Below are 20,453 nucleotides of genomic sequence, written 5' to 3'. Positions count from 1 at the left end.
TTCCGGGGCCGGCGTAACTGCTCGATCCCGGCCACCGCGTCGGCGGCCGAACGACCCGTCCCTCGCCTCAAGCCCCCGCAGCCGAGACCATCTAGCCGTTCAGCCAGGCCTTCGCGGCTTCGAGGGCGTCCAGCGTGATCTGGTGCCCGCCGGGGTGCCGGTGCACCGTCACCTCCGCCGAGCGCTCGCGCAGCAGCTGGATGAACTGCTCGTTCGACGGCAGCGGCGCCATAGGGTCGCGTTCGCCGTTGGAGAGGAACACCCGGGTGCCGCTGAGGTCGTGCGCGGGCGGGTCCGGCACCGGCAGCATCGACGCGAACAGCGCCGCCTCCGTGACCACATCCGGCCGCAGGAGGGTGAGCGCGCCGCCGATGTTGGCGCCGTTGGAGAAGCCGACCGCCACCAGGCGGCGCCCCTCCAGCCGGTACTCCCGGCGCGCCTCCAGCACGAACGACGCAAGCTGGTCCGTGCGGGCGCGGACGTCGTCGTAGTCGAAGACGCCCTCGGCGAGCCGCCGGAACCACCGCGCCGCGCCGTGCTCGGACACCGGGCCGGCCGGGGCCAGCAGGGCCGACGACGGGCTCAACTCGCGGCCCAGACCCAGCAGGTCGTCGGGCCCGCCGCCGGTGCCGTGCAGCAGCAACAGCACCGGCGCGTCCGGCGAACCCTCGACGAACTTGTGCTCGAGCGTCATCGGTTGTTCTCGCTCGGGATCACGAGCTTCGGCAGCGCGCGCTCGATCTGCTCGCGGTCCGGCTCCAGCCACGGCGGCAGCTTGAGGGCGCGGCCCAGCTCCAGCAGCGGCTCGTCAATCGCGAAGCCGGGCTGGTCGGTGGCGATCTCCAGCAGGGTGCCGCCCGGCTCGCGGAAGTAGATCGAGCGGAAGTACTGCCGGTCCAGGATCGAGGTGACGTTCACGCCGCGGTCGACCAGCTCCTCGCGCCAGGCGGCCTGGCTGTTCTCGTCCGGCGCGCGCCACGCGACGTGGTGGACGGTGCCGGCGGCGACCAGACCGCGTGGCGCGTCCGGCGTGACCAGGACGTCGACCGTCGCGCCCGGACCGCCCTCGCCGGCGGTGAAGCGCAGCCGGTTGCTGTCCTGGCCGGCGAACGACAGGCCCAGGTCGCCGAACATCTCGGACGTGGCGTCCTCCTTGGCGACCGACAGGGTCACCGAGTGCAGGCCGCGGATCGCGTGCTCGGCCGGGACGTGGCCGTTGTCCCACGGGTCGCGGGGGTCACCCTGCGGATGCGCGACCAGGGCGAGCTGCAGGCCGTCCGGGTCGCGGAAGGTCAGAACGTCCTCACCCTCGCGGTTGGCGATGCGACCGGTGGTGATGCCGGCGTCGGCGAGGTGGTCCTTCCACCACCCGATGGAGTTCTCCGGCACGGAGAACGCGGTGGTGGTGGCCTGGCCGGTGCCGATGCGGCCGCTGGGCGCGTCCGGCCACGGGAAGAAGGTCATCAGCGTGCCCGGCTTGCCGGACTGGTCGCCGTAGTAGAGGTGGTACGTGCCCGGATCGTCGAAGTTGACCGTCGTCTTCACCAGGCGCAGGCCGAGCGTGCGCAGGTAGAAGTCGGCGTTGCGCTGCGGGTCGCCGCCGATCGCGGTCACGTGGTGCAAGCCGCTCGTCTTGATGGACATCGTCTGCTCCTTTGCCGGGGCTCCAAACTAACCCCGACAACCTCTCGCTAGCAAGATATATTCCAGGAAGAGTTACGGCCGGTATAGTGGTGGGTGTGACCACTCCCAGTGATGAGGAGATCGTGACGTGGTGGGGCCTCGTGATCGAGGGGTACCTTGCCACGCAGGATCGGGTCATGGGTGAGATCGCCGAGCGGTTCGGGCTCGCGCCGGCGCCGTTCGACATCCTGCTGCGGCTGGTGCGCACGCCCGGCCACCGCATGCCGATGACGCGGCTGGCGACGGAGGCGGCGCTGTCCAGCGGCGGGTTCACCAAGGTGGCCGACCGGCTGGTGGCGGCCGGGCTGATCACGCGCAAACCGAGCCCCGACGACCGGCGCGTGACGTTCGCGTGCCTGACCGAGCACGGGCGCGAGGTGGCGGAAAAGGCGCGGCAAGCGTGCGCGGAGATCCTGCGGCGCCGCGTGCTGGAACCCCTGGGACCGGAAGCATCACAAGCCCTCGCCGACGCGATGCGCACCCTGCGCGAGGTCAACGGCGGCTGACGCGGGCGCGGGTCCGCCCGCGGGCGGGTGAGCACGCTGCGCGAGCTGCCCGGCACCAGCTGACACCCCCGTTGCCTCCCCCGGTTTGCCGGCGCACGATTGACGCGGGCGGGCCGCTTGCCACCACGTACGCAGCTTGCGCCGCCTCAGGTTCCGCCACCCGCACGGCCACGCAAGCCGCTGACGGAACATTCCCCCGTCGCTGGAGTAGGAGGCGACAATGCTCACCACGTCCACCATCACGCACATGCTTCCCGCGCAGGACACCGACCGGGCCCGGCACTTCTACGGTGACCAGCTCGGCCTGCGCCAGACCGACACCGGCCCGGACGGGACCTGCTTCTTCGAGGCGGGCTCGGGCCACGTGATCGGCCTGCGACCGCTGCCGGACACCAAGCCGAGCGAGAACACGGCGCTGAGCTTCGAGGTCGCGGACATCTCGTCCGAGGTGCACGACCTCGAGGCCCGCGGAGTGCACTTCGCCGACTTCGACTCCGGCGACCTCCGCACGGAGAACCACATCGCCACGATGGGCCACGAGAAAGCCGCGTGGTTCAACGACAGCGAGGGCAACGTGCTCTGCCTGCACCAGGTGACGCGTTAGATCCCCAGGCCCGGATAGATCTTCGCCGCGTTGCCGGACAGCACGTCCCGCACCACGGGGTCCGGCAGGCCCAGCTCGATCAGCGCCCGGACGTTCCGGCGCGTACCCGGGACGCCCGGCCAGTCGGTGCCGAACACGAACCGGCCCGCCAGCCGCACGAAGTCGAACCGCGCGTAGTACTCCGGCAGCTTCTTCGGCGGCAGCCCGGACAGGTCCAGCCACACGTTGTCGCGCGCCAGCGCCAGGAACGCGGCCACGTCGTACCACCACCCGCGGCCCCCGTGGGCGAACACGAACTGCACCGACGGGAAGTCCTCGACGACGTCCGCCATCAGCTCCGGATTGCCGAAGCTCGCGCGGGCGCCGGGGAAGCTGCTCGTGCCCGAGTGGATGATCACCGGCACCCCGCGCTCGGCGCAGACGTGGTAAGCCGCGTACAGCTCCTTGTCACCCGGCGAGAACGCCCCGTGCACGGGGTGGATCTTCAACGCCACCGCGCCCAGGTCCAGCTGCCGCTCCACTTCGGTCGCCACCGGGTGGTGCAGGTACGGGTTCACGTTCGCGACCAGCCGGAACCGCGCCGGGTTCCGCGCCACGATCGGCAGGTTGTCCTCGATCGGCTGGATCCCGGTCGCCCGCGGGCTGTACTCGCAGAACAGCAGCACGCGATCGACGCCCTCGGACTCGAACAGGGCGTCCAGTCGCGCGGGCACGACATCGCCGTCCGCGTCGTAGGCCGAGCGCCAGTCGTGCGGGCCCGAAAAACGCTCCGCCCACTCCAGCCACGCCGGTTTCAACGTGCTCAGCCGCGGCGCGTGGACGTGCGCGTCGACCACGGTGTAACCATCGATCACGCGAGCGCCCCCGGCCGCAGCGAGTCCCGGACCAGCTCGCGGATCACGTTCCGGCGGATCTTGCCCGTCGCGGTCTTCGGCAGCTCCTCGACCCCGACCACGGCCCGCGGCCGCTTGAACGACGCCAGCCCCTCCCGGCAGAAGTCGATCAGCGCGTCCGGGTCGACCGCCCGCCCGGCGGCGGGCACCACGCACGCCACCGGTTTCTCGATGCCGTCGGAGTCCGGCGCCGCCACCACCGCCACCTCGGCCACATCGGGGTGCTGCAGCAACCGCTGCTCGACCTCCGACGGCGACACCCAGATCCCGCCCGCCTTCAACATGTCGTTGAACCTACCGAGGCACGTGTAGGTGCCGTCGGGGTTGCGCACGTAGCTGTCCCCCGTCCGCAGCCACTCGCCCTGGAACACGTGCTTGGACGTCTCGTACCGGCTCCAGTAGCCGAAGGCCGTCGACGGCCCGCGCACGTACAGCTCACCCGGCTCGCCCGTGGCCTCGATCAGCGCGCCGAGCGGGTCGCGGATCTCCACCTCGTACCCGGGCACGGCCACGCCGGTGGTGCCCGGCACGACCTGGCCCGGCCGGTTGGACAGGAAGATGTGCAGCGCCTCGGTCGACCCGATGCCGTCCAGGATCTCCACCCCGAACCTGGCCAGGAACCGCTCGTAGATCACCGCGGGCAGCGGTTCGCCCGCGGAGACCGCCTGGCGCACCGAGGAGAACGTGTCCGACGGCAGGTCGGTGGCCAGGAGCGCGGAGTAGAACGTCGGCACGCCGAAGAACAGCGTCGGCCGCTCCGCCCGCACCCGTTCGGCCACCAGCCGCGGCGTCGGACGCCCCGGTTCGAGCACGGTGCACGCGCCCGCCGACAACGGGAAGAACACGGAATTGCCGATGCCGTAGGCGAAGAACAGCTTCGGGACCGAGAAGCACTTGTCGTCCGGCCGGATCCCGAGCACCTGGCGGCCGTAGGTCTCGCACACGGCGCGGATGCTCGCGTGCCGGTGCATCGCACCCTTCGGCTGACCGGTGGTGCCGGAGGTGTACAGCCACAGCGCGGGCGAGTCCTCCCACGTGGCGAAGGTGGCCTGCGGGTCCGCTGTGGACAGTTCCGTCCAGTCGTGCGTGCTGGTGCGCCCGAAGTGCACCGGGTCCGCGCGGTCGAGGACGACGTCGGTGACCTCGGGCGCCAGCTCGACCGCTTCCATCGCGGCCGCGGTGAACTCGTCCGACACGCACAGCACCCGCGCCCGCGAGTCGGCGAGCACGCGGCCCAGCTCCGGTCCGGTGACCATCGTCGAGACCGGCACCGGCACCGCACCGGCGCACATCGCGCCCAGGATGCCGGTCAGCAGCTCGACGCCGTCGACCATGCACAGCATGACCCGTTCCTCGGGCCGCACGCCGATCGCGGTGAACCCGCCGGCGACGCGGTGCACCGCGTCCGACAGCTCGGCGTAGGTGAGCGTGCGGGAGGCCGTGACGACCGCGGTGCGGGCGCCGTCGCCGTCCCGGACGTGCCGGTCCACCAGGTAGTCCACCGCGTTGAACTCGACCATCGCGCCCGCCCTCCCGGGGGTTACAGGTACACGTATTCGTAGTCGAACGGTTTGCCGTTGATACCCTGGCGAGGCGGGGCGACCCAGCTCGCGATCTTGCCCCGCTCGTACACGGGGTGCATGAGGGAGCGGACGAAGGTCAGGTCCTCGTCGGAGGGCAGCCAGTGCTTGCGGCCGCGCTCCCAGGTCGCTTCGTCCACGATCGTTCCGTCCGGTGTGATGTGGTGGCCGGAGTTTATGCCGACTTTGCGGTTGAAACCAGGGTGCGGCAGGCGGAACCGGAAGTCGATGCCGGCGTCGCCGAGGATCTTGTTCCAGCGCTTGACCCCGGACTCGCAGTCCGCGATGTACTCGCCGCGCAGGTCGAGGTTGAGCAGCAGGATCTTCTGCATCTCCTCGGTGGTCCAGGTGCCGTCCGGCTGCGGCTTCTCCAGCGTCGCGGCGTCGTCGGTGAGCTGGTGGTCGTCCTTGCGGCGGGTCTCCATCCAGCGGCCCTTGAGGCCCGAGGTGTAGTAGTTGGCCGCGTTGGTCGACGTCTCGCTGCCGAACAGGTCCAGGGACACGGTGTAGTGGAAGTTGAGGTAGCGCTGGATCAGGTCCAGCGGGATGCCGCCGTGCGAGGCGATGTCCATCGTGTCGTGCTCGCGGATCAGCTCGGCGCTGCGCGTCACCACCCGGTCGACACCGGTGGTGCCGACGAACATGTGGTGCGCCTCCTCCTTGAGCATGAACTCGCAGGTGCGCGACAGCGGGTCGAACGCCGACTCCTTGAGCGTGCCCAGCTGGTACTTGCCGTCGCGGTCGGTGAAGTAGGTGAACATGTAGAACGCGAGCCAGTCCGCGGTCTCCTCGTTGAACGCGCCGAGGATGCGCGGCGTGTCGGGGCTGCCGGAGTTGCGGTAGAGCAGCGCCTCGGCCTCCTCGCGGCCCTCCTTGCCGAAGTAGGCGTGCAGCAGGTAGACCATCGCCCACAGGTGACGGCCCTCCTCCACGTTGACCTGGAAGAGGTTGCGCAGGTCGTACAGGCTGGGCGCGGTCAGGCCGAGCAGCTTCTGCTGTTCCACCGAAGCCGGTTCGGTATCGCCCTGGATCACGATCAGCCGTTGCAGGTCGGCGCGGTACTCGCCGGGCACCTGCTGCCACGCGGGCTCTCCCCGGTGCTCACCGAACGCGATGCGGCGGTCCGGGTCACGCTCGGACAGGAAGATGCCCCAGCGGTAGTCCTGCGGCACGACGTGGTCGAAGTGCGCCCAGCCCTCACGGCCGACGCTGACCGCCGTGCGCAGGTACACGCCCTGCGTCTCCAGGGCCGGGCCCATCTCGGCCCACCAGTTCATGAACTTCGGCTGCCAGCCCTCCAGTGCCCGCTGGAGGCGCCGGTTGTCCGACAGCTCGACGTTGTTCGGGATCTTGGCGTCGTAGTCGATCCTGGTCGGCATCTCACACCCGCTTGCGGTCGAAGGTCGCCTTCTGACCGGTGCCGTACCGGCGCAGCGCGCCGTCCGGCCCGGAGGCGTTCGGTCTCGTGAAGATCCAGTTCTGCCAGGCCGTCAGGCGGCCGAAGATCTTGGTCTCGATCGTCTCCGGCCCGACGAACCTGTGGTTGGCCTCCATGCCGGTGAGCGCGTCCGGCGACAGCGCGGCGCGGCCCTCCAGCACGATCCGGATCTCGTCCTCCCAGTCGATGTCGTCCGGGGCCTCGGTGACCAGGCCGAGCTCGACGGCCTCCCCCGCGGACAGGCGCCGGTCGCGTTCCCGCTTGAGCCAGTCGAGGTGGTCGTGCTCGCCGTAGAACCGGGACTCCAGTCTGGACAGTCCATTGCCCATCGGGAACGCGCCGAAGTTGGCGTCGGACAACACGACGCAGGCGCGCTCGTCGCTGTCCTCGTCGTCGATCGGCGGACCGTCCAACATGTACTGGCGGTCGCAGGCCAGCGCCAGCTCCAGCAGCACGCCGGCGAAGCAGCTGCCCGGTTCGATCAGGGCGATCAGGCTGCGGCTCGTGACGTCGAGTCGTTTGAGCGTGCGCTTGTAGTAGTGCAGGATTTCGTTGGACAGCCAGTCGGTCCCGGTGAGCACCTCCCGTTCGGCGGCGAGCACGGCGTCCGGGTCGCCCTCGGTGCGCAACACCCAGGTGCCCAGCTCGGGTTCGTTGGTGCGCAGGCGCAGGATCAGGTCGTCCAGCTCGCGGGTCATCGCCAGCAGCCAGCCGTCCGCGCGCGGCCCGCGCACGGTGATGGTGACGACGCCGGTGTCCCGGTCCAGCTCCGCGGTGACGTTCGGGTAGGTGATGCGCTCGTCGGTCACCTCGCGGTCGAGCGGTTCGAGCGTGATGCCGGTCGCGTCCTCCGGGCGGGTGCTCCGGGCGGCGAGTTCGCGCGCACGCTGCTCGACGACCTGGCGGAAGTCCTGGCGCGGGACCAGCTCGTCGACCAGCCGCCAGTCGACGGCCGTGCGGCCCTTGACGCCGTCCGGGCGGGTGGCGAACACGTCGGCGCGGTCCTTGCGGACGCGGCGCTTGTCGGTCACCCGGGTGAGCCCGCCGGTGCCGGGCAGCACGCCGAGCAGTGGCACCTCGGGCAGCGCGACGGTCGAGGAGTTGTCGTCGACCAGAAGGATCTTCTCGCAGGCCAGTGCGATCTCGTAGCCGCCGCCGGCGCAGGTGCCGTTGACCGCGGCGAGGTAGATCTGGCCGGAGTTCTCGGTGGCGTCCTCGATGCCGTTGCGCGTCTCGTTGGTGAACTTGCAGAAGTTCACCTTCCACTCGTGCGGCGAGCCGGCCAGCATCCGGATGTTCGCGCCCGCGCAGAAGACCTTGTCCTTGGCGCTGGTGAGGATCACGGCGCGCACCTCGGGGTGTTCGAAGCGCAGCCGCTGGACGGCGTCGTACAGCTCGATGTCGACGCCCAGGTCGTAGGAGTTGAGTTTGAGCTCGTAACCGTCGACGAGCCCGCCGTTCTCGTCGACGTCCATCTCCAGCCACGCGAGCGGCGGCTCGACCCGCAGCCGCCAGTGCCGGTAGTCCTCGGGCCGCCGATCGAATGACACCGTCGTCATGCCTTAATTCTCTACATCAGCTTGGCGAACGTCAATGTTGTGTAGAAAGTTGATCGCAGACCTCGATCAGCCGGTTGATCGTCTCCTGCACGCCCTGCCGCCGCAACCCGCGACGCCCGTGCACGGTGTCCGCCGCCGAACCGGCTCACGACGCCGACATCCGGATGGGCGACGGCGAGGAGTTCCGCCCGGTCCTCCGGGGCGCCTACAGTCGCCGGTATGGCTGACCTCAAACCCCGGTCGCGGGACGTGACGGACGGGCTGGAACGCGCGGCGGCGCGGGGCATGCTGCGCGCGGTCGGAATGGGCGACGAGGACTTCACCAAACCGCAGATCGGCATCGCCTCGTCGTGGAACGAGATCACGCCGTGCAACCTGTCCCTGCAACGGCTGGCGCAGGCGAGCAAGCAGGGCGTGCACGCGGGCGGCGGCTACCCGATGGAGTTCGGCACGATCTCGGTGTCCGACGGCATCTCGATGGGCCACGAGGGCATGCACTTCTCGCTGGTGTCGCGCGAGATCATCGCCGACTCGGTGGAGACCGTCATGGAGGCCGAGCGGCTGGACGGCGCGGTGCTGCTGGCCGGCTGCGACAAGAGCCTGCCCGGCATGCTGATGGCGGCCGCGCGCCTGGACGTCGCGTCGGTGTTCCTCTACGCCGGGTCGATCCTGCCGGGCACGGTCGACGGCCGCGAGGTGACGATCATCGACGCGTTCGAGGCGGTCGGGGCGTGTGCGCGCGGGCTGATCTCGCGCGCCGAGGTCGACAAGATCGAGCGCGCGATCTGCCCGGGCGAGGGCGCGTGCGGCGGCATGTACACGGCGAACACGATGGCGTGCGCGGCCGAGGCGCTGGGCATGTCGCTGCCCGGGTCGGCCAGCCCGCCGTCGGTGGACCGGCGGCGCGACCGGTTCGCGCGGGAGAGCGGCGAGGCCGTTGTCGGGATGCTGGGCGCCGGGATCACCGCGCGGGACGTGATGACCCGCGAGGCGTTCGAGAACGCGATCGCCGTCGTGATGGCGCTGGGCGGGTCGACGAACGCGGTGCTACACCTGCTGGCGATCGCGCACGAGGCGCAGGTGGAACTGACCCTGGACGACTTCACCCGGATCGGTGACCGGGTGCCGCACCTGGCCGACGTCAAGCCGTTCGGGCGGCACGTGATGACCGCCGTCGACCGGGTGGGCGGCGTGCCGGTGGTGATGAAGGCCCTGCTGGACGCCGGTCTGCTGAACGGTGACTGCCTCACCGTCACGGGCAAGACGCTGGCGGAGAACCTGGCCGAGCTGGCGCCCCCGGAACTCGACGGCGAGGTCGTGCGCAAGCTGTCCAACCCGATTCACCCGACCGGCGGGCTGACGATCCTGCACGGCAGCCTCGCGCCCGAAGGTGCGGTGGTGAAGAGCGCCGGGTTCGACTCGTCGCGGTTCGAGGGCACGGCGCGCGTGTTCGACGGCGAGCAGGCGGCGATGGACGCGCTGCCGACGTTGCAGCCCGGCGACGTCGTGGTGATCCGCTACGAGGGGCCGCGCGGCGGGCCGGGGATGCGCGAAATGCTGGCCGTGACCGGCGCGATCAAGGGCGCCGGGCTGGGCAAGGACGTCCTGCTGCTCACCGACGGACGCTTCTCCGGCGGGACGACCGGCCTGTGCATCGGGCACGTCGCGCCGGAGGCCGCGCACGGCGGGCCGATCGCGTTCGTCCGCGACGGCGACCCGATCGTCCTCGACATGCAGACCCGCACGCTCGACCTGGCGATTCCACCCGAGGAGCTGGCGGCCCGCCGGGACGGCTGGCAGATGCCCGAACCGCCGCGGCGCACCGGTGTGCTGGCCAAGTACGCGCGGCTCGTCGGTTCCGCCGCGCAGGGCGCCATCTGCTCCTGACGCACTACACCCGGCCAGGGAGTCGGCGCAGCACCGTCGAGCGGCGCCGGCCGGATCCGCGGCATCGGCGGACGGGCGCTGGGGCCACCTGACGGGGCTCCGGCGCCACGTGGACGCCGGAGCCACCGGATTCACCGCCCGCCCCCGGAACTCCTAGTACTGGTCGGTCGTGTAGGGGGTGCCGCGCTCGAGGCTCGGGCTGACGCGCGGGTCACGGCCCTCCTGACCCGGCACCGGCGAGACGACCGGGTCGTTCACCGAATGGTCCACCGGGCGCGGCGCGTTCATCCGCGTGTTGATCTGCTCGACGACCTGCTCCTCGCGCTGCCGCGCGAGCACCGCGATCGTGATGCCGTGCGCCAGCGCCAGCACCAGCAGGAACACCCCGATCCGGCCCACGATCGCCGTCGGCGTGGTGCCACCGGGGAAGTCGATCGTCGAGATGAGCGCGAGCACACCCAGCGTGGCGATGTGGAACAGCACCGCCACGAGCCGGGCCATGGACGCGCCTGATTCCGATTCGGACTGCCCGTTCGCCAGGTACCGCTTCCCGCTGTGGTAGACGAACTGACCGTCGATCAGCACGATCAGCGCGCCTACGACCAGGAAGGCCACGTAGGCGTTCGTGTCCATGACGAGCTCCTCTCCTCACCGACAGTCGAGTACCCGTCACGCTTCCGAGCGAAACAAGGCGAACCGGTCACGCCTGCCTGGTCGGGAGCACGATGATCTGCCGCAGGTTGAGGTGCCGCGGGCGGCTCGTCGTGTAGGCGATGAGGTCCGCGATCTCGCTCGCGGCGAGCGGGCCGAGGGCGGCCGCCATCTCGTCCAGCTGCGCGGCGTGCTCCGCGGAGTCCACGTGCCCGCCGAGCTCGGTCTCGGTCAGGCCGGGCTCGATGTTGGTGACCCGGACGTCCTTCGGCCCCAGCTCGGTGCGCAGCGACGTGGACAGCTGCGTGAGCGCGGCCTTCGTCGCGCTGTAGACGGCGTAGCCGGGGAAGGGGACGTGCGCGCCGATCGAGGAGATGTTGACCAGGTCGGCGGTCCGGCCCGCGGCGGCGGCCTCGACGAGGTCGCCGACGAACGCCCGGATCACGCGGAGCACGCCGGTGACGTTCGTGTCGATCATCCGGGCCCACTCGTCCTCGCGACCGTCGGTGATCGGGTTCGGCAGCATCACACCGGCGCTGTTGACCACGAGGTCGACGCGCCCGAGGGTGTCGTGCACCCGGCCGGCGGCGGCCGCGACGGAAGCCGGATCGGTGACGTCGACGGCGACCGCGAGCGCCTGCCCGCCGTTCGCGGTGATCTTCTCGGCCAGCTCGGTGAGCCGTCCGGCGCGGCGGGCCAGCAACGCGACCCGCACGTCCTGGGCGGCGAGCAGCTCGGCGGTGGCGGCGCCCATGCCGCTGGCCGCGCCGGTGATGACGGCGGTGCGGCCGGCGAGGCTGTCGTAGTTCATCGGGTCTCCTTCTCTCGGCGGAACGAGACCAACGGTGCCCCGGCGCGCACGGCTGACCCAGTCACCGCTCGACCTGGGCCCGGCAGTACCACCCTCAGACGACCCGGCGGCGGGTGTCCGGCTCCCGCGTCGTCAGGCCGCGGGCGTCCAGCAGTTCCAGCAGCGGCACCGCCACCCGGCGGGTGGTGTCCAACGCGCGGCGGGCCTCGCTGACCGTGAACGGTTGCGGCAGCCTGGCCAGCTCGGCCGCGGCGGCGGTCGCCGCGGCCGGGGCGACGAACACGCCGTCGGCGAGGCGCGTCAGCCGCCCGGCCCGGACGGCCGCCGCCAGCTCGCGCGAACCCAGTCCCAGCCGGGCGAGGTCGTCGGCCTCGGGCGCGCGGAACGGGTGCTCCCGGAAGCCCGCGTCGAGCCGGTTCAGGGCCGCGAGCACCCGCGGCGGCAACGACGCGCCCGGCCGCCGCACCAGGCCGTCCGCGATCACCAGACCCGTGCCGTCCAGTGCCGCCGGTACGAGCTCGGCCGCCGGCAGCCGCAGCACGCGGCGCAGCGCCTCCACCGGCATCCCCGCTGCCACCGGATCACGACCGGACCATTCGGCGAAGCGCGACAACGCCTCGTCGCGCGCCCGTGCGAGGGCCTCGTCGTCGACGATCCACTCGCCGATCCGCTTGCCCGCCAACGGGAATCCCATCGCGCGCAGCTCCGAGAACCGGGCGAACGGCGGCGGCGCGACCCGCCCGGCGGCCAGCTCCGCGGCTCTCGCCCGCGCCGCACCGCGACGATCCAGCCGCGGTGGCCGCACGTCCAGCACCGAGATCCCGGCCGCGATGCGGTGCTCGCCCGGATCGCGCAGCAACCCGACGTCACCGATCCGCAGCGGCAGCGGCGACCGCAACCGCAGGCGCGCCGCATCCGTCCCCAGTGGACGGACCCGGACCGGAACCGCCGCCGCACCGAGGTGCAGCACCAGCTCACGGTGCAGATCCCCGTCGGCGCGCACCGCGACGTCCACCTCCGACGTGGGCATCCACGCCCCGGGCGTCAGCAGCGCATCCCCGCGCCGCACCCGCTGCCGATCGACCCCGCGGAGGTTGACGGCGACCCGCGCCACCGCGCTCACCTCGGTCTCGTCGGTGCCGAGCGACTGCAGCCCGCGCACGCTCACGCGCTCCCCGGCCAGCTCCAGCTCGTCCCCGGCGCGCAGCGTGCCGCCGACCAGGGTTCCGGTCACCACCGTCCCCGCACCGCGCACGGTGAAGGCCCGGTCCACCCACAACCGGACGTCCGCCGCCGGATCGGGCGAGGGCAGCCGGTCGGTCATCGCGCACAGGGCGCGCCGCAGCGGGCCGAGGTCCCATCCGCGGCCGACGGGCACCACCTCGGGCGACCCCAGGGACGTCGCGGCCATCCGGTCCAGCGCCGACCGCGCCGCCGGGCCCGGATCGGCCAGGTCCGCCTTGGTCACGACCAGCAGCGCGTGCCGGACGCCGAGCGCGTCGAGCGCGGCCAGGTGCTCGGCGGACTGCGGCATCCACCCCTCGTCCGCGGCGACGACGAACACCACGGCGGGCACCGGGCCGACCCCGGCGAGCATGTTCGGCACGAACCGCTCGTGCCCGGGCACGTCGACGAACGCCAGCAGCCGCCCGTCGATCTCGGTCCACGCGAAGCTGAGTTCGATGGTCAGCCCGCGGCGCCGCTCCTCGGCGAGCCGGTCCGGCCAGGTGCCGGTGAGCCGCTCGACGAGGGTGGACTTGCCGTGGTCGACGTGCCCGGCGGTCGCTACGACGTGCATGCGCGCACCGCCGCGAGCAGCAGTTCGTCCTCGTCCGGATCGACCGTGCGCAGGTCGAGCAGGCAGCGCCCGTGCTCGACCCGGCCCACGACCGAGGGCGTCCCGGTCCGCAGCGGTTCCGCGCACCACTCCGGCAGGCTCACCGCGACCGACGGCAGCTCCACGCCCGGCGCGCCGCCACCGCCGACGGCCGCGGCACACGACACCACCGAGGCGTCCGGTATCCGCGCGGCCAGCGCTTCCGCCCGCCGCCGCAGCTCCGTCACGTCCGCGACGAGCGCCCGCGCGACCGGCGGTTCCGGACCGCGCACCGTCGCCTCCAGCGCGGCCAGTGTCAACTTGTCGACCCGCAACGCGCGCGCCGCCGGATGCCGCCGCAACCGCTCCACCAGCTCGGCCGTTCCCAGCAGCAACCCGGCCTGCGGACCGCCCAGGAGCTTGTCGCCGCTGGCGGTCACGAGGTCGGCGCCGTCGCGCAGCGCCGTGGTCGCGTCCGGTTCGTCCGGCAGGGCCGGGTGCGGGGTCAGCAGCCCGGACCCGATGTCGACCACCAGCGGCACGTCGAGGGTGGCCAGCTCGCGGACCGGCACCTCCGCGGTGAAGCCGGTGACCCGGAAGTTCGACGGGTGCACCTTGAGCACGAACCCGGTGTCCGGCCCGAGCGCCGAGGAGTAGTCGCGCAGGCTGGTCCGGTTCGTGGTGCCGACCTCCCGCAACCGCGCGCCGGCGGACTCCAGCAGTTCGGGGATGCGGAACCCGTCCCCGATCTCGACCAGCTCGCCGCGGCTGATCACGATCTCCTTGCCGGGCGCGAGCGCGAGCGCGGCCAGCAGCAGGGCCGCGGCGTTGTTGTTGACCACGTGCACTCCGCCCGCCGCGGGCACCGCGCCGGCCAGCGCGGCGAGCGCACCCCGGCCGCGCCGGGCACGGCGGCCGGTGGCGAGGTCGAACTCGACGTCGGTGCTGCGCCCGGCGGTGACCACCGCGTCCAGCGCGGCCTGCGACAGCGGCGCCCGGCCGAGGTTGGTGTGCACGACGACGCCCGTCGCGTTGACCACCGGGCGCAGGCTGGTCGCGGTGGGCGGCAGGGCCGCGATCGCGTGCTCGGCGACCTCCTCCGGCTCGATCTCGCCGGCCCGCGCGCGGTCCTGCGCCGCGATCACCGCGGCCTTGACCAGGGCACGGCCGAGCACGCGCTCCGCGTCGGCCAGACGCGGGTGCGCGAGCAGCACGTCGGTTCGCGGCACACGGCGACGGGGATCGGGCACCACACCATGATCCCAACTCCGCCGGGCCGTCGCAGCGCGCGAGGGGCACGATGTCGGCATGGGATACCGACTGACGCAGTACGCGCACGGCGGCGGATGCGCGTGCAAGATCCCGCCCGGCGAGCTGGAGGACGTGGTGCGCGGCCTGGCCGGGCAGGCCCCGGTGGACCCGGCCGGCGAACTGGTGGTGGGCCTGGACGACGGCGACGACGCCGCGGCCGTGCGGATCCGGGACGGGCTGGCCCTCATCGCCACCACGGACTTCTTCACCCCGGTGGTCGACGATCCGTACGACTGGGGCCGCATCGCGGCGGCCAACGCGCTGTCCGACGTCTACGCGATGGGCGGCCGCCCGGTCGTGGCGGTGAACCTGCTCGGGTGGCCGCGCGAGGTGCTGCCGTTCGAGCTGGCGGCGGAAGCGCTGCGCGGTGGCGCCGAGGTGTGCGCGGCGGCGGGGTGCCACCTCGCCGGTGGCCACAGCGTCGACGACCCCGAGCCCAAGTACGGCCTGGCGGTCACCGGCACCGGCGACCCGGATCGCCTGCTGCGCAACGATTCCGCGCGCGCGGGCCTGCCGTTGTCGCTGACCAAGCCGCTCGGCATCGGGGTGCTCAACTCGCGTCACAAGGCCACCGGGGAACGCTTTCCGGAGGCGATCGAGGTGATGACGACGTTGAACGACGGTGCCGCGCGGGCCGCGCTCGACGCGGGGATCACCGCCGCCACCGACGTGACCGGCTTCGGCCTGCTCGGGCACCTGTACAAGATGGCGCGCGCGAGCGGGGTGACCGCCGTCGTCGACTCGGCCGCCGTGTCCTATGTGGAGGGAGCGCGGGCGGCGCTGGCGGCCGGTCACGTCAGCGGCGGCACGCGGCGCAACCTCGACTGGGTCCGCCCGCACACCGACCTGTCCGCGGTGAGCGAGGACGAGGCCCTGCTGCTCGCCGACGCCCAGACCTCCGGCGGCCTCCTGCTGGCCGGCGAGATCCCGGGCGCGCCGGTGATCGGCGAGCTGGTCCCGCGCGGGGAGCACGTCGTCGTGGTGCGGTGACCGGCGGGCACGCGCTGTCCTAGTGTGATCGACCGTGGACGTGCTGGGGAACGACGACCTGCTGATCGAGGCCGTCGTGTCGACCGCGGAAGCGCGCCGGATCCTCGCCGAGGAGCGGATCCCCCACCGCGAGGCGCGAGCCGCGCTCCTCGGCGACCGGCACCTCCGCGACCGGCTGACCGAGGGCCGGGCCGGCTTCCTGCGCGACCCCGGCGCCGAACTGGTGGTCACGTCCGCGCTGCCCGGCGGGGACGCCCCGGTCCGGCTCCGGCTGGCCGCCGCGTTCGCCGCGCTGTTCGGTTACCAGTTGCTGCTGGTCCGCGCGTGGCCGCACCTGCCGTGGGGGTTCGCGGTGTTCGGCGTGGCCGGGTACCTCGCCGTGCTGGCGGCCGCCTGCCGCCTCGGCTCCCGCTGGCTGACCCCGCTGCGGGGGCTGGTCTCGCGCGTGGTCGCCCTGCCCGTCGACGACCTGTGGCGCGAGTACGCGGCGGACCGGATCGTGTGGCCGGCCCTGCGGCGCTTCATCGAGGACAGGCGGATACCGCCGGACAGCACCGAGTTCACCTACCGCGCCGTCCGCGACCTCTACGCCGAAACACCGGCGGCCACGGCCGTCATCACCGGCGCCGGCGAACGGCTGCGCACCGCCGTCGCCCGTTCCGAAACCGGTGCCATCGCGCTCGCCGGGCACCGCGGGGTCGGCAAGACGACCGCGATCCGGTTCGTCGCCACCGGCGTGCTCGGTGACCCGGACCGGCCGCCGCTGGCCGTGATCGCCTCCGCGCCCGCCCGGTACGACGCCCGCGACTTCGTGCTCCACCTGCACGCCCTGCTGGCCAAGGAGGTCATCACCCGCACCCACGGCGGCGACCGGCCGGAGCGGTGGCCGACGTTCGCCCGCCTGGTCGCCCCCGCCCGCCGCCGGGAACGCGTCGCGGGCCTGCTCCGGTCGCTGCTGTGGCACCTCGCCGCGGCCGTGGTCCTGGTCTTGCTGGGCAGCTGGGCGTGGGGCCGCTCGCCGGCCGGGTTCGTGGCCGATCCGCCCAGCCCGTTCCGGGACCTCGACGGGTGGCGGGTCGCGGTGCTGGCGCTCGCCGGGCTCCTCGCCCTGTCCGTTCTGCTCGGTCTCGGTTCGCTGCTGTGGCGCGGGATCCGCGGCGCGAGGCGTCCGCGGACCTCGCCCCGGTTGCGCGAACTGCGCGCGGTGGCCGGTCAGCAGCTGCGCCGCATCCGGTTCCTGCAGACCTACACGACCGGCTGGTCCGGCAAGCTGACCCTGCCCCTGAAGAGCGAGGCCGGCTGGACCCGCTCCACGCAGAGCGCCGAACAGCAACTGAGCTACCCGGAGGTGGTCGACGAGTTCCGCGCCTTCGCCGAGTACGCGGCCGACGAGCTGCGGGCGGCGGGCGTGGCCGACCGCGTGGTGATCGCGATCGACGAGCTGGACAAGATCGCCGAGCCGGAGAAGGCGCAGGAGCTGGTCAACGACGTCAAGGGCATCTTCGACGTGCCCGGCTGCCTGTTCCTGGTGTCGGTGTCCGACGACGCGATCGTCTCGTTCGAACGCCGCGGCATCCCGGCGCGCGACGCGTTCGACAGCGCGTTCGCCGAGATGGTGCGGCTGGACAACTTCACGCCGGACGACACCCGCGAGTGGATCAGCCGTCGCGTGCCCGGGTTGCCGGAACAGTTCGGGTGCCTGTGCCACTGCCTGTCCGGCGGGCTCCCCCGCGACCTGCGGCGCACCGTGATCGACCTGCTCGACCTGCCCCGCGGGCAGTCCCTCGGCGAGGTCGTCGAGCAGCTCGTGCGGCGCGAGCTGGACCGCAAGGCGCACGCGTTCACCGGCGCCGCCCGCGGCCTCGAACCCTCGCCGGAGCGGTCGAGCCTGATCGCGGACCTGGTGGCGATCGCGGCGGCGCACGGCCACGAGGAACTGCGCGCGCTGGCGGCGAAGATCCGTTCCGGCGACGGGTTGGACGCGTTGCGCGCGCAGGCGTCCGCGTACCTGCTGTTCTGCGTCACGCTGCGCGAGGTCTTCACCGACGACCTCACCACCGATGCGCTGTACGGCGTGCCCGGCGGCGAGCCGCAACTGCTCGCGCTGGCCCGGCAGCAGATGGCCTTCGACCCGCGGGTGTCGATGGACCTGCTGACCGCCTTCCGCGCCGCGCGCGGGCTGGCGGTGGAATAGCGCCTGCTCGGCGGGGGTTCCACGGAGTATGGCCGACCACGCCGAAGAAGTCCTGAAAGCCGCGAACACGATCGCCGTCGTGGGCCTGAGCCGCAACCCGGCGAAGGCCGCGCACTCGGTTCCGGCGGCGATGCAGGCCGCCGGGTTCCGCATCATCCCCGTACACCCGTCCGCCGACGAGATCCTCGGCGAGAAGGCCTACCGGTCGCTCGCGGACATCCCCGAACCGGTCGACATCGTCGACGTGTTCCGCCCCTCGCCCGAGGCGCCGGGAGTCGCCGAACAGGCGGTGGCGATCGGTGCGAAGGCGGTGTGGCTGCAGCAGGGGATCGCCTCGGCCGAGGCGCGCAGGATCGCCGAGGCGGGCGGACTGGACTACGTCGAGGACCGGTGCATCGCGGTGGTCCGCGCGCTGGGCCGGATCACGAAGCACTAGACGAGGCCCGCGTGCGGGGCGGCCGCCCCGGTGGACCGATGCCTACGGGCAGCGGGCGGATAGGCCGCCGTCCACCGGCAGGCACACGCCGTTGACGTAGGCCGCCTCGTCGGAGGCCAGGAACACCGCGGCCGCGGCGACGTCCCACGGGCTGCCCATCCGCCCGGTCGGGCTCGCCGCGTGCCGCCGCTCCAGCTCCCGCGGATCGGCCGCGATGCCCCGCGTCACCAGAGGCGTCTCGATCAGGCCGGGCAGGATCGCGTTCACCCGGATGCCGTCGCCCGCGTAGCGCAGCGCCAGCGACACCGTCAGCTGGTTCACCGCCGCCTTCGCCGCGCTGTACCCCGGGTAGACGTACCCGGTGTCCCGGATCGACGCGATCGACGACACGTTCACCACCGCGCCGCCGCCGGCCGCGAGCATCCGCGGCAGGACGTGCTTGCAGGTCAGGAACACCGGCCGCAGGTTCACCGCCAGGGCGGCATCCCAGTCCGCCAGCGCGAGGTCGACCACGTCCCCGACGCGGGTCGCGCCGACGTTGTTGTGCAGCACGGTCGGCGCGCCGAGCCGTGACCCGGCCTCCGCCACCACCGCGGCGACCTGCGACTCGACCGTCACGTCCGCGGTCATCGCCAGCGCCTTCCCGCCCGCGTCGGCGATGGCCGCGGCGGTGCGCTCCGCCTCCGCCGGGTTCACGTCGATCGCGGCGACCCGGGCCCCCTCCCGGGCGTAGGCGAGCGCGGCCGCCTTCCCGTTGCTCATCCCGTCGCCGCTCGACCCCGCGCCGAAGACGAGCGCCACCTTGCCGGCCAGTCTCCCCATGCGGCGCAGTATCGGCGCGCTCGTCCCGGCCGGGGAACCACACGGCGTCGAAGACCGCGCGGCGGGCTTTCCGAAAACCCGAGAAACGGCCTGGTAGATGATGGGGCCATGGTCACCAGCGAACTGCAGCGGAGGGTCGACGCACTCGCGGAGGAGCTCGGCCGGTCGGTGGCGATCAACGATCCGTCGGTCCGGTTGCTGTGCGCGAGCAGGCACTTCGGTGACGAGGACACCGTGCGGGTGCGCGCGATGCTGCAGCGCAGCGCGGGCAGCGAAGCGATCGGGCACATCCTCGCGCAGGGCGTGACCCGCTGGTCCGGACCCGGTGTCATCCCGCCCCGGCCCGACCTCGACATGCTGGCGCGCGTGAGCATGCCGTTGCGCTGGCGCGGCGTCCTGCTCGGCCTGCTGATGGTCATCGACCCCGACGGCTCACTCACCGGCACCCAGCTGGAGACCATCCGGACGGCGGCCGAACCGCTCGCGGCGTTGCTGTACCGCGATTTCCTGGTCGCCGACGAAGAACGCACGGCCCGCGAGGAGACCCTGCGCAAGCTGCTCGGCGGCGACCGCACCGTCACGCACGACTTCCCCGACACCACCACCGTCCTGATAGCCGAGGTGATCACCGGCGACAGCGCCCGGACCGAGGTCGCCTTGCGCACCGCGCTGGAGGCCGCCACTCGCGGCCGCGAGCCGTCCTTCGCCGTGCGCGACCGCCAGGGAGTGCTGCTCGGCGGCGCCGACGCGGCCGCGATCGTCAAGCAGGTCGAGGACGTGCTGGGCGACGGAGGCCGTTGCGTCGTCGGCGTCGGGACCCAGCCCGACGGCCACGCCTGGATCGCCAGGGACCGGGCCGCCATCGCCGTGCGGGCCGCCGCGACACTGCCCCGCTTCGACGGCATCGCGCACTGGGACGACCTCGGCGCCTACGCCCTCCTGCTGCGGATCCCCGCTCCGCAGCGCGAACACCTGCCCGAGCCCCTGCGGGCTCTGCTCGCGTCGGACACCAACGGGCGGCTCGTCGAAACCCTCACCGCCTACCTCGACCACGCCGGGTCCAGCCTCGACACCGCGGCCGCGCTGCACATCCACCGGACCTCGCTGTACTACCGGCTGCACCGCATCGAGGAGATCACCGGGCTCGACCTGGCCGACGGTGAGCATCGCCTCACGCTGCACCTGGGTCTGCGGCTGCTCCCCCTCCTGGTCGCGTGAGCTGGCGTTTTCGACAGGATGAGGAATCGGGAGCGGGAAAACCCGACCGTTGTA

18 protein-coding genes are annotated in these 20,453 nt (G+C 72.5%); 7 read left to right on the top strand and 11 right to left on the bottom strand.

The window, feature by feature from the left end; translation table 11 throughout:
• Positions 1 to 91 precede the first annotated feature (91 nt).
• Together FB470_RS14190 and FB470_RS14185 are read right to left on the bottom strand one after the other, a co-directional pair.
• Positions 92 to 694: an alpha/beta hydrolase gene (locus FB470_RS14190; protein ID WP_306991828.1), complete on the bottom strand. Its 603-nt coding sequence runs from the start codon at positions 692 to 694 to the stop codon at positions 92 to 94.
• Positions 691 to 1,644: a ring-cleaving dioxygenase gene (locus FB470_RS14185; protein ID WP_306991827.1), complete on the bottom strand. Its 954-nt coding sequence runs from the start codon at positions 1,642 to 1,644 to the stop codon at positions 691 to 693. Before FB470_RS14185 ends, FB470_RS14190 begins: the two co-directional genes overlap by 4 nt.
• Before the next feature lie 95 nt (positions 1,645 to 1,739).
• Here FB470_RS14185 and FB470_RS14180 point away from each other — a divergent pair, with 95 nt between their 5' ends.
• Entirely contained in the window at positions 1,740 to 2,189 is a 450-nt protein-coding gene (locus FB470_RS14180; RefSeq protein ID WP_306991825.1) for a MarR family winged helix-turn-helix transcriptional regulator, read from the top strand.
• A gap of 220 nt (positions 2,190 to 2,409) precedes the next feature.
• The gene (locus FB470_RS14175; protein ID WP_306991823.1) at positions 2,410 to 2,793 is read left to right on the top strand and encodes a VOC family protein; all 384 of its coding nucleotides are present in this window, start codon (positions 2,410 to 2,412) and stop codon (positions 2,791 to 2,793) included.
• Here FB470_RS14175 and FB470_RS14170 read toward each other — a convergent pair.
• From FB470_RS14170 to boxC, 4 genes are read right to left on the bottom strand one after another with little or no spacing between them, the layout of a single operon-like run.
• Entirely contained in the window at positions 2,790 to 3,647 is an 858-nt protein-coding gene (locus FB470_RS14170) for an amidohydrolase family protein (RefSeq protein WP_306991822.1), read from the bottom strand. The genes FB470_RS14175 and FB470_RS14170 overlap by 4 nt on opposite strands.
• Complete coding sequence (locus tag FB470_RS14165) at positions 3,644 to 5,206, bottom strand: benzoate-CoA ligase family protein (RefSeq protein ID WP_306991820.1); 1,563 nt, start codon at positions 5,204 to 5,206, stop codon at positions 3,644 to 3,646. Before FB470_RS14165 ends, FB470_RS14170 begins: the two co-directional genes overlap by 4 nt.
• A gap of 20 nt (positions 5,207 to 5,226) precedes the next feature.
• On the bottom strand, positions 5,227 to 6,645 hold the full coding sequence (gene boxB, locus FB470_RS14160) for a benzoyl-CoA 2,3-epoxidase subunit BoxB (protein WP_306991818.1): 1,419 nt from the start codon (positions 6,643 to 6,645) through the stop codon (positions 5,227 to 5,229).
• 1 nt (position 6,646) lies between these two features.
• Positions 6,647 to 8,263 carry a 2,3-epoxybenzoyl-CoA dihydrolase gene (boxC, locus tag FB470_RS14155; protein WP_306991816.1) on the bottom strand — a complete coding sequence of 539 codons (1,617 nt, stop codon included), beginning with the start codon at positions 8,261 to 8,263 and terminating at the stop codon, positions 6,647 to 6,649.
• Between the two features lie 219 nt (positions 8,264 to 8,482).
• On the opposite strand from boxC, the gene ilvD reads away from it, so the two are divergent.
• Positions 8,483 to 10,150 (top strand): dihydroxy-acid dehydratase, encoded by a 1,668-nt coding sequence (gene ilvD, locus FB470_RS14150; RefSeq protein ID WP_306991814.1) that lies wholly within the window; start codon positions 8,483 to 8,485, stop codon positions 10,148 to 10,150.
• A 153-nt stretch (positions 10,151 to 10,303) separates the two neighbouring features.
• Here the strand turns inward: ilvD and FB470_RS14145 are convergent, their stop codons facing one another.
• From FB470_RS14145 to selA, 4 genes are all read right to left on the bottom strand, one after another.
• Positions 10,304 to 10,783, bottom strand: coding sequence for a hypothetical protein (locus tag FB470_RS14145; RefSeq protein ID WP_306991812.1), 480 nt, complete (start codon positions 10,781 to 10,783; stop codon positions 10,304 to 10,306).
• Positions 10,784 to 10,850: 67 nt separating this feature from the next.
• Positions 10,851 to 11,612, bottom strand: coding sequence for an SDR family oxidoreductase (locus tag FB470_RS14140; protein WP_306991810.1), 762 nt, complete (start codon positions 11,610 to 11,612; stop codon positions 10,851 to 10,853).
• Positions 11,613 to 11,706: 94 nt separating this feature from the next.
• The gene (locus tag FB470_RS14135) at positions 11,707 to 13,410 is read right to left on the bottom strand and encodes a selenocysteine-specific translation elongation factor (protein WP_306991809.1); all 1,704 of its coding nucleotides are present in this window, start codon (positions 13,408 to 13,410) and stop codon (positions 11,707 to 11,709) included.
• Positions 13,398 to 14,678 (bottom strand): L-seryl-tRNA(Sec) selenium transferase, encoded by a 1,281-nt coding sequence (gene selA / locus FB470_RS14130; RefSeq protein WP_306991807.1) that lies wholly within the window; start codon positions 14,676 to 14,678, stop codon positions 13,398 to 13,400. Before selA ends, FB470_RS14135 begins: the two co-directional genes overlap by 13 nt.
• Positions 14,679 to 14,736: 58 nt before the next feature.
• Between selA and selD the strand changes: the two genes are divergently transcribed.
• The 3 genes from selD to FB470_RS14115 are packed head-to-tail and all read left to right on the top strand — an operon-like array spanning position 14,737 to position 18,359.
• A complete protein-coding gene (gene selD, locus FB470_RS14125) occupies positions 14,737 to 15,729 on the top strand; it encodes a selenide, water dikinase SelD (protein WP_306991806.1) in 993 nt (330 codons plus the stop codon).
• A 34-nt stretch (positions 15,730 to 15,763) separates the two neighbouring features.
• Complete coding sequence (locus tag FB470_RS14120; protein ID WP_306991804.1) at positions 15,764 to 17,923, top strand: hypothetical protein; 2,160 nt, start codon at positions 15,764 to 15,766, stop codon at positions 17,921 to 17,923.
• 28 nt (positions 17,924 to 17,951) lie between these two features.
• Complete coding sequence (locus tag FB470_RS14115; protein ID WP_306991802.1) at positions 17,952 to 18,359, top strand: CoA-binding protein; 408 nt, start codon at positions 17,952 to 17,954, stop codon at positions 18,357 to 18,359.
• A 42-nt stretch (positions 18,360 to 18,401) separates the two neighbouring features.
• Here FB470_RS14115 and FB470_RS14110 read toward each other — a convergent pair whose 3' ends face one another.
• Positions 18,402 to 19,181 carry an SDR family NAD(P)-dependent oxidoreductase gene (locus FB470_RS14110; protein ID WP_306991800.1) on the bottom strand — a complete coding sequence of 260 codons (780 nt, stop codon included), beginning with the start codon at positions 19,179 to 19,181 and terminating at the stop codon, positions 18,402 to 18,404.
• A gap of 108 nt (positions 19,182 to 19,289) precedes the next feature.
• Here FB470_RS14110 and FB470_RS14105 point away from each other — a divergent pair, with 108 nt between their 5' ends.
• Positions 19,290 to 20,399: a PucR family transcriptional regulator gene (locus FB470_RS14105; protein WP_306991798.1), complete on the top strand. Its 1,110-nt coding sequence runs from the start codon at positions 19,290 to 19,292 to the stop codon at positions 20,397 to 20,399.
• Positions 20,400 to 20,453 lie beyond the last annotated feature (54 nt).

It is taken from the genome of Amycolatopsis thermophila (assembly GCF_030814215.1).
Lineage (GTDB): Bacteria > Actinomycetota > Actinomycetes > Mycobacteriales > Pseudonocardiaceae > Amycolatopsis_E > Amycolatopsis_E thermophila.
The sequence above is the reverse complement of the archived record's forward strand: the minus strand, read 5'-3'. Positions and strand labels throughout refer to the sequence as shown.